The organism is Planktotalea sp. (assembly GCF_039984035.1).
Classification (GTDB): domain Bacteria; phylum Pseudomonadota; class Alphaproteobacteria; order Rhodobacterales; family Rhodobacteraceae; genus Planktotalea.
The window spans coordinates 1-4,228 of the sequence record NZ_JBDWVM010000121.1; the positions used below are offsets into that span (position 1 = coordinate 1).

The 4,228-nt window shown below is 49.1% G+C and carries 3 protein-coding genes; 1 reads left to right on the plus strand and 2 read right to left on the minus strand.

Annotated features, from left to right (window positions below):
• On the plus strand, positions 1-1,349 hold a 1,349-nt coding region (locus ABJQ89_RS05485; protein WP_348495260.1), incomplete at its 5' end, for a hypothetical protein.
• A 245-nt stretch (positions 1,350-1,594) separates the two neighbouring features.
• On the opposite strand, the gene ABJQ89_RS05490 is transcribed toward ABJQ89_RS05485, so the two are convergent.
• Positions 1,595-2,761, minus strand: a complete 1,167-nt coding sequence (locus tag ABJQ89_RS05490; RefSeq protein WP_348495261.1) for an ABC transporter substrate-binding protein — start codon at positions 2,759-2,761, stop codon at positions 1,595-1,597.
• 49 nt (positions 2,762-2,810) lie between these two features.
• Positions 2,811-4,228, minus strand: a 1,418-nt coding sequence (locus ABJQ89_RS05495) for an AMP-dependent synthetase/ligase (RefSeq protein ID WP_348495262.1), incomplete at its 5' end; no start/stop codon positions are given.

The window sequence follows — 4,228 nt, forward strand, 5'->3', positions numbered from 1 at the left end:
GAAATGGTCTAAATGATTCTGAAAATGATAGTTGTATGAGTTCATCAAGTGTCGATCCAAAGGAATGGCCTAAATATGAAAACGTTCAAAAATTTTTAACATCACAAAAGAAAATATTTGATGACTCTTCTAGAAATGAAGGAGATGGATCGCTGAGGAATATGGCGATTTCTTATTTGGCCGTAGCGATGGGGGCGGAATCGCGTGCTTTGTTAAATTCTATTGAAAATCCAACGAAAACAGATGAGGTTTTGATCAATTTTTCGGAGTATGTTGATGGCGCCAAATCAGCGCGAAACGTCGAGCCGATTTTCACGATTTTGAGTTGTCCGGAATTGATTGCAATGAGATTGGCAATCTACGGTGCCGAGGGCGATCAAGGTGGGCCAGACCTTAGCCTTTCCAAAGTTGATTTGGAGCGAATTCGGAAGGATTTCGATCAATGGCCAGATGCACTGAGAGGCGTGTTTGTAAGCAAATTAGCGGATGCTTTGCTTGATGTAGAAGCTTCAGATGTTGCTGAGTTTTCCTTGAGGCGAGCTGCAGGTCAAGGCGAAGGAACCAGCGGTGAACGGGCAATAGTCGCAGCAAAGATTGCACGGTTTAATCAAAAAGATGAAGCGGCAGTTTCAATTCTTGAACCTGTAATTGCGCAAGATTCTGATCGCGCACCTGAAGCAGTTTTAGCTATTGCCGAGCTATCGTTGGAGGAAGGTGCCGAACTCCAAGAGCGAGAGAAGGTCGCCTTGCAAAGTTACTCGGAGGAGTACAAAGGCTCGGAGTTGGAGATCGATCTAATTAGAGCCAGATTGCGTTCTGCAGTTCAGGATGGAGATTTTCCAAGTGCTATTGAGTTGCTAACGCCTTATTCGCGGCTCGCCCGAAAAAGCCAAGTGGACTTGATCCTCGATGAGGTTGGTGAGCGAGTTTTTAGGTTAGAGAGTGATGCAGCGTTCCTAAAGGAAGCTGTTAGCCTACCTGCTCCTTATTTCAATCGTATGGCGCGAGAGAAGCGTGAAAGCATTGAAACACGCATGATAAATTTGGGCTTTTCTGAATTGTCAGCTCAACTCGGTAAACTTGGAAGAGAAGGTGATGTCGGTTCAAAACTGGAAACGACTGAAGCCGTTGCTCCGATGACCGAAGCGACAGCTTTTGCAGAGCGCAATGAGACTGAAAAACCAAACGATTTAGATCGAAGTGTTGGTGAGATTGACGCCTCAGAGGGCACGGCTGATAACCTTGTTCGCATTGAACAACCTCCCATAGCGAAGGTGGTCGAAAAAAGTGAAGACCTGCTTGAAGACGTGGCGCTGCTTAAGCAAGAATTGATGGAGTTAGGTCTTTAGATGCAAAGTGGTCGTTCTCGCGTTTAGTTAGCGCTTTTGGAATGTATCGCTGAGGCCCCGTAGTTTTCAGTTTGGCTGTTTTCGAACTGAGGTGATTAGAGAATAAAGAGGGGCGAAGCTTACGCGAGGCTTTGGCGGGCTCGTTTGATCTTTATGAACGTGTTATACGATCTCGTAAAAAAGGGACCGGCCAATGATATGACCGATCCCTTCTAAACTAGATTTAGTCGTCTCGACAGTTAGTGTTACTTACGAGCGAGTTCCATCCAATTGCCGTCCTTGATGACTGAAATAACAACCTCATCCGCACCTTGGTGGTCGGTCGCAGAGTATGTCACAGTGTTACCAGATACGACATCTTCGTAGTTGAGGCTTTCGATACCTGCTTGGAAAGAAGCAGCATTCAAATCTGGGCCTGCGGCCTCTAGTGCACGTACCATTGTGTCCGCAGCAGAATGGCCCAGCAATGCGCCTGAACCAGGGAGCTCTTCACCTGTTGCTTCGGTATAGCGCGCGAAGAACTTTTGTACTTCTGGCTTATCCATACGTGAGAGCAAATCAGCCCAACCCGCAGCAGCATACATGCCTTCGGTCACACCACCTGGCACTTTGGCCATTACTGTGTGGAAGCCTGCAGAAGAGTTCAGGAAAGACATGTTTGTCAGACCAAGTTTCTTAGCTGTGCCTGAAACCGTGATTGCCTGACGAACGCCCAAAGCCAACGCAACGATTTCACAACCTTCCGCGTTCAGTTTTTGAAGCGCGCCGACGAAATCTGAATCGTCCGGCTTGTGCGTCGTCTCAGTGACAAATGTCAGACCTTCCGTCTCGGCTGAAATAGACTCAGCGCCTTCTTTGATGTCTTTACCAAAGTCAGTCGGCAGGTACATCGCGCAAACATTGCTCGCGTTTTTCTGCTCAGCTAGGTAGGTCACGCCAACACGAATTTGTTCGTAGTAGGTCGCTGTGCCCGCGTAGTGTAGCGGTGAGAAGGGCTCAGCCATTTGGCGCGCAGCTGAAAGCGGTGAAACGTTAGGTACTTTCTTCGCGTCTTGCAGTTTGAACGCCGCAATATTCATTGGTGTGCCCAAGGACAACAGCATCGCAAAAACTTTGTCGCCGTTGACCAGTTTGTTCATGCCTTGGATCGCTTTCGGCATTTGATAGCCATGATCTTCAACAACGAAACGGATTTTGCGGCCATGAATGCCGCCTGCTTCATTCACCTCGTCAAAAACGAGCTGAGCCGCTTTGGTCGCGGGTGCGCCAAAGGCTGCAAATGGTCCAGACAGGTCATTGTTTGAGCCGATCAGGATCTCAGAATCTGTGACACCTTGCTCAGCATAAGCAGGTGCAGCGGCCATTGCGGCGGCAACAGCTGCCGTCGCTAAAGTCGTTGAAAGTTTTTTCATTGGTTATCTCCCTATTGTTTTTTATTGTGAAAAGCTGAACCTGTTGATGTCAATACATTTGACTGATTAGCTCTCCATGTTTGGTCTCCACAAAGCTCCGTTTTAGCTTCATGGTTGGCGTCAACTCGTCGTCGTCGGCAGTCAACAACACGTCAATCAGTCGGAAATCCTTGATCTGTTCAACGCGTGCGAAGTCTTTGTTTACCTCTTCGACCGTCTCACGGATCAGGTCCTGGACCTCTTTCGCAGCGCAGAGTGAGGCATAGTTTGAGAACGGAACCCGCCGATCTTGGGCGAATTTCTCAACGTTTTCCTGATCGATCATGACCAGACAGGTTAGGAATTTACGTTTGTCTCCGATCACGACCACGTCCGAGATATATGGTGAAAACTTGAGTTTGTTTTCGATCTCGGCAGGCGTGATGTTCTTACCGCCAGCAGTGATGATGATGTCTTTGAGACGCCCAGTGATTTTCAAGAAACCCTGATTGTCCAGCATTCCAACATCGCCTGTGCGCAACCAACCATCTTCGGTAAAAGTCTCGGCTGTCTTTTCGGGGTTCTTCCAGTAGCCTTGAAAAACGTTGCCGGCTTTGTACTGGATTTCGCCTTCCTTATTGATGCGGATTTGCGCCCCAGGCAGAGCCATGCCCACTGTACCAATCTTGTTGGTCTCTTGGCTGTTGATACAGATCACGCCAGAGCTTTCGGTCATGCCGTAGCCTTCAAGTACAGGTACACCAATGGAGTGGTACCAATGCAACAGATCGGGTGAGATGGGGGCAGCGCCTGACCCACCTCGACGCAGACGGTCCATCCCGATCATGCGGCGCAGGTTTTGCAGCAATGCGATGTCCCAAAACCGGTAGGCAATTTGTGAACCTAGAGGGAGCGATTTGCCTTCGGCCATAGCCTTAGCGCGTGCGCCGCCCGCTTTAAGCGCTTTTGAATAGGCCCATTTTTGCATGTTTGTCGCGTCGCCAATTCGAATAGCAACTTGGGAATAGATCTTTTCCCAAAGCCGCGGCACTGCGACGAAAGTCTGTGGACTGACCTCTTGGAGGTTGTCGAACACGGTTTCGGGGCTTTCTGCGAAATTGATCGTGGACCCTGCCGCAATTGGGGCATTTACAGAAAAGACCCGTTCGAGAATATGGCACAGCGGCAGAAAGCACAGCTGATCATCAGAGCTAAAGATCGGTCCATCGCGTAAACCTGCCGAAACGGAATAGATCAAGTTGCTGTGGCTGATCATAGCGCCTTTAGGTTTGCCCGTGGTGCCAGACGTATAAACAAGAATGGCGGTGTCTTCTGGGTTTGTGGCGTCTATGCCATCATCAAACGCTGTCGGGTGAGCGGCATCATATGCAGCGCCCAGTTCATAGAGCTCATCAAGGAAGATGATCTGCGGATCGGAAAAGTCATGCAGCCCTTCGCGGTCCATCACGATGACTTTGGTTAAGCCCG

What these genes read in the sequence shown, in the direction of transcription:
- ABJQ89_RS05490 (WP_348495261.1), bottom strand. Translation starts at nt 2,761, where the DNA reads ATGAAAAAACTTTCAACGACTTTAGCGACGGCAGCTGTTGCCGCCGCA.